The 3,985-nt window shown below is 70.2% G+C and carries 6 protein-coding genes; 3 read left to right on the forward strand and 3 right to left on the reverse strand.

All coding sequences use genetic code 11. The features are described 5' to 3' along the window. Positions 1-180: aldo/keto reductase (locus RB628_RS39680; protein ID WP_412180801.1), on the forward strand; the 180-nt coding region annotated here is incomplete at its 5' end. A gap of 322 nt (positions 181-502) precedes the next feature. Here the strand turns inward: RB628_RS39680 and thpR are convergent. From thpR to RB628_RS39695, 3 genes are read right to left on the reverse strand one after another with little or no spacing between them, the layout of a single operon-like run. After that, positions 503-1,126 carry an RNA 2',3'-cyclic phosphodiesterase gene (gene thpR / locus RB628_RS39685; protein WP_318325507.1) on the reverse strand — a complete coding sequence of 208 codons (624 nt, stop codon included), beginning with the start codon at positions 1,124-1,126 and terminating at the stop codon, positions 503-505. Positions 1,127-1,140: 14 nt separating this feature from the next. Continuing rightward, on the reverse strand, positions 1,141-2,565 hold the full coding sequence (locus RB628_RS39690; RefSeq protein WP_318325508.1) for an MFS transporter: 1,425 nt from the start codon (positions 2,563-2,565) through the stop codon (positions 1,141-1,143). A 28-nt stretch (positions 2,566-2,593) separates the two neighbouring features. Then, the gene (locus tag RB628_RS39695) at positions 2,594-3,031 is read right to left on the reverse strand and encodes a MarR family transcriptional regulator (protein WP_318325509.1); all 438 of its coding nucleotides are present in this window, start codon (positions 3,029-3,031) and stop codon (positions 2,594-2,596) included. Between the two features lie 154 nt (positions 3,032-3,185). On the opposite strand from RB628_RS39695, the gene RB628_RS39700 reads away from it, so the two are divergent. Together RB628_RS39700 and RB628_RS39705 are read left to right on the forward strand one after the other, a co-directional pair. Continuing rightward, on the forward strand, positions 3,186-3,368 hold the full coding sequence (locus RB628_RS39700) for a ribbon-helix-helix protein, CopG family (RefSeq protein WP_318325510.1): 183 nt from the start codon (positions 3,186-3,188) through the stop codon (positions 3,366-3,368). Between the two features lie 175 nt (positions 3,369-3,543). Beyond that, the gene (locus RB628_RS39705; RefSeq protein ID WP_318325511.1) at positions 3,544-3,792 is read left to right on the forward strand and encodes a DUF2530 domain-containing protein; all 249 of its coding nucleotides are present in this window, start codon (positions 3,544-3,546) and stop codon (positions 3,790-3,792) included. The last annotated feature ends 193 nt before the right edge of the window (positions 3,793-3,985 follow it).

The following is a 3,985-nucleotide window of genomic DNA, read 5'->3' on the forward strand; positions in this document are numbered from 1 at the left end:
GCGGCTCTCGCCTGGCTGCTCACCCGCCCCGGCGTCACCGGCCCGATCGTCGGCCGCACCGCGGAGCAGCTGGAGTCGGCGGTACGGGCGTCCGAGCTGGAGCTGAGCGACGAACTGCTGACCTCGCTCGACGACATCTTCCCGGGCCCGGGACCGTCGCCGGAGGCCTTCGCCTGGTGAGCGGGCGGCAGCCGTAACAGGTGGGCGGCGGTCGGAAGGCGACCTGCGCGAGGTCCCGGCCTACGTCACTTCCCGACCGCCGCCGCCACCGCCACGACCAAGAACATCAGCACGAGTACACCGGCCATCACCCGGTTCCGGATTTTCGGATTCACGCCGCCGAGCCTAACCGGCCGTTCCGCGGGGCTGCCCGGCGGACCTGCCGGAGACGTCGGGCGCCAGACGCTCCCCCACTCCCGAACACCCTCACGGGCGACCCGGTTCGCCCCCTTCTCCCCGCTCACCCGCTCACCCGCTCACCCGCTCACCCGCTCACCCGCGCTCATTCGGCGCCGGAGTCGTCCTCCGCCCCGGTCCGCCGGACAGGCGCGAGCGCCCAACGGGCGACCACCTCGTACCGTGGCTGCTCCCCCGGCACCCCCGACCTCGGCAGATTGCTGCGGACCAGCGCCAGGTCGTCCACCGTCCAGGTCCGGCTCGTGAACGCGTCCAGGGCCTCGACGTACGGCCCTGCCTCGAATGCCTCGCGGCTGCGCGCCACGGTGAGGTGGGGCTTGTAGTGCCGGTGCTCCCCCATCGCCACGCCGGCCTTCCGGCCAGCCGCCTCCGCCCGGTCGGCCAGCAGACGCAGTACGTTCACCTCACCGGCGGCGCCCGCCCACAGCGCCCGCCCGTGCCCGAACTGCCCGCCCCCGCGCACCGCCAGCGCGAACGCGTCCGTACGGTGAGCTGCCCGCTCCAGCCTCCGGGACAGTTCCGGTACGACGTCCTCGGCCACCTCGCCGTAGAAGGCGAGGGTGAAGTGCCAGCCGGGTACGCCGGTCCAGCGCAGCCCGTCCGCTCCCGGCAGGCTCCTCAACCCGGCCACCGCGGCGGCGAGTTGCTCGGACACGTCCTCGGGCGGCAGCACGGCGGCGAACAGTCTGACGGTGTTCGTGGCACTCATGGCGCTCACCGTACTCACGCCCCGGAAGTCGCCGGCTCCCGGCGCTCCTCCGGTTGCTGCCGCTCCTCTGCCTGTTCCTGTTGTTCCTGTTGTTCCTGTTGTTCCTGCCGCTTCACGAGGTGGACGCGCGGGTGACCGGAGTTCCAGGCGACCAGGGCGCGCAGGCCGCCGACGCGGGCCAGGACCAGGCCCACCGTCAGAGCGGCGATCGTCGCGACGACGCCGCCGAAGGCAAGGCCGACCCGGGGGCCGTACGCGTCCGTGATCCAGCCGACTATCGGCGCGCCCACCGGCGTACCGCCCATGAAGACCATCATGAACAGGGCCATCACCCGACCGCGCATGGCCGGGTCGGTGGCCATCTGGACCGCGGTGTTCGCCGTGACGTTGACCGTGAGGCCGGCGATCCCTATCGGCACCATCAGCAGCGCGAACAGCCACAGGGACGGCGCCACCGAGGCCACGATCTCCAGCGCGCCGAAGGCCACGGCCGCCGCGACGAGCACGCGCAGCCGCGCCGTGCCGCGCCGGGCGGCGAGCAGGGCGCCGGCCAGGGAACCGACCGCCATCAGGGTGTTGAAGAGGCTGTACGCACCGGCGCCCGCGTCGAAGACGTCGTCCGCGTACGCCGAGAGGACGACCGGGAAGTTGAAGCCGAAGGTGCCGATGAACCCGACGAGGACGATCGGCCAGATCAGCTCGGGCCGCCCGGCGACATAGTGCAGCCCCTCGCGCAGCTGCCCCTTGGCACGCGGCGCCCGCTCCACGGCGCGCAGTTCGCGGCCGCGCATGAGCAGCAGGGCGGCGATGGGCGCGACGAAGGACAGCCCGTTGAAGAGGAAGGCCCAGCCCGTGCCGACGCCGGTGATCATCAGACCGGCGACGGCGGGTCCGACGAGGCGTGCGGACTGGAAGTTCGCGGAGTTGAGACTGACGGCGTTCTGGAGCAGCTCGGGCCCGACCATCTCGGGTACGAGGGACTGCCGGGCCGGGTTGTCGACGACCGTGGCGAGACCGACGGCGAAGGCGGCGAGATAGACGTGCCAGACCTCGACATCACCGGAGAGCGTCAGAACGGCGAGCGCGAGGCCGGTGAAGGCCATCAGCGTCTGCGTGACGAGCAGCATGGGGCGCTTGGGCAGCCGGTCGACGAGGACACCGCCGTACAGGCCGAAGAGCAGCATCGGCAGGAACTGCAGCGCGGTCGTGATGCCCACGGCGGTCGAGGAACCGGTGAGGCTGAGGACCAGCCAGTCCTGGGCGATGCGCTGCATCCAGGTGCCGGTGTTGGAGACGACCTGGCCGAGGAAGAAGAGGCGGTAGTTGCGGACCTTCAGGGAACTGAACATCGCGGACTTGCCGGTGCGTGCGGTGGGAGCGGGCTGGGGGTCGTGGGCGGCTGGTGCGGGTGCGGAGTCTGCTCCGGTTCCCGAACTCAAAAGTATTCGCCTCCTTACTTGGTCCTGCTTACAGATGCGCGATCTTCTCCAGTACGGGGGCGGCGGCTCGCAGTTTCGCCCACTCGTCCTCGTCGAGGTCCTCGACCAGGCCGGCCAGCCAGGCGTTCCGCCTGCGACGGCTCTCTTCGAGCATCGCCTGGGCCTGCTCGGTCGGGGTGACGACCTTCTGGCGCCGGTCCTCGGGATGCGGCTCCAGCCTGACCAGCCCCTTGCCCTCCAGCAACGCGACGATACGGGTCATCGAGGGCGGCTGCACATGCTCCTTGCGGGCGAGCTCACCCGGCGTGGCCGAGCCACAGCGGGCAAGGGTGCCGAGCACCGACATCTCGGTGGGGCTCAGCGACTCGTCGACCCGCTGGTGCTTGAGTCGGCGTGACAGGCGCATCACGGCGGAGCGCAGTGAGTTCACGGCGGCAGCGTCGTCGCCATGGGTTAGGTCCGGCATGTTCTTTAGCTTAACTCATTACCCTGACTAAAGACCACCCGTCACACGCACAGATGCCCGTGACGGGGGCCACCGAATCCCCACATCACCCATACGAGTGAGTTGGACACAAAAAGCCCCCCGCCGCCCCACACCGGCCCGCAACCCTCGTCCCATGGGGACCAGTGTGCTCAGCCTGCGGATAGACGGGGAGCTGCTCGACCGGCTCCGGGACCATGCGGCGAAGAGGGGAATGAGCGTCCAGGACTACGTGGTCGGGACGCTCATCCGGGACGACTTCGACGAACGGTTCCAGACCGCCGTCGAGGAGACGGAGAAGTTCTACGGGGTCACGTGAGCGCCGCCCACGCGAGACCTCGGCGTCACTGTTGGCGTTTTGCCGAAAGGCCAGAGACCGACGAAAGTCGTTTCAAGTGTGAACATATGGCAGCGAAATGACCATCTCCGCGCGTAGAGCCTGGGCGCAAGGGGAGTGGGTGGGGGGCTGCCGGGCGGCCTCGTAAGCTGTGCGCATGGCGAAGTGGACACCGAAGCACGAGGCGCCGGAGCCCCTGGAGGGCCCCGTCGTCGCCACCATCATGGGCGGCACGATCCTGTGGTTCGTCCTCTTCCTGGCCCAGCTCCCCTTCTACGGCTGGTACGAGGACCGCGGCCACGAGTGGTGGGTGTGGACGTGCCTCGCGGGCACCGGGCTGGGCCTGATCGGCATCTGGTACGCGCGGAAGCGGGACGCGGCGATCAACAGGGCCCCGGCGGAGTAGGCGCGACGTCCGGCCCCCTCAGACACCGGCAGACCCCGCCCCTCCAGTACCGGCCGGCCCCCTCAGACACCGGCAGACCCCCCTCAGACACCGACCACATCCCCAAAGCACGGGCCGCTCCCCTCACCCAGCGACCACAGACTCTGCTGCGCAATTCGCTGGACCCGCAGGAACAGCCGCCCGGAGCACCGAG

Source organism: Streptomyces sp. ADMS (assembly GCF_033441795.1).
Taxonomy (GTDB): domain Bacteria; phylum Actinomycetota; class Actinomycetes; order Streptomycetales; family Streptomycetaceae; genus Streptomyces.

Bases quoted from the DNA above. Each gene is read 5' to 3' on its own strand.
- thpR (WP_318325507.1), bottom strand. From the start codon at position 1,126: ATGAGTGCCACGAACACCGTCAGACTGTTCGCCGCCGTGCTGCCGCCC.
- RB628_RS39695 (WP_318325509.1), bottom strand. From the start codon at position 3,031: ATGCCGGACCTAACCCATGGCGACGACGCTGCCGCCGTGAACTCACTG.
- RB628_RS39700 (WP_318325510.1), top strand. From the start codon at position 3,186: ATGGGGACCAGTGTGCTCAGCCTGCGGATAGACGGGGAGCTGCTCGAC.
- RB628_RS39705 (WP_318325511.1), top strand. From the start codon at position 3,544: ATGGCGAAGTGGACACCGAAGCACGAGGCGCCGGAGCCCCTGGAGGGC.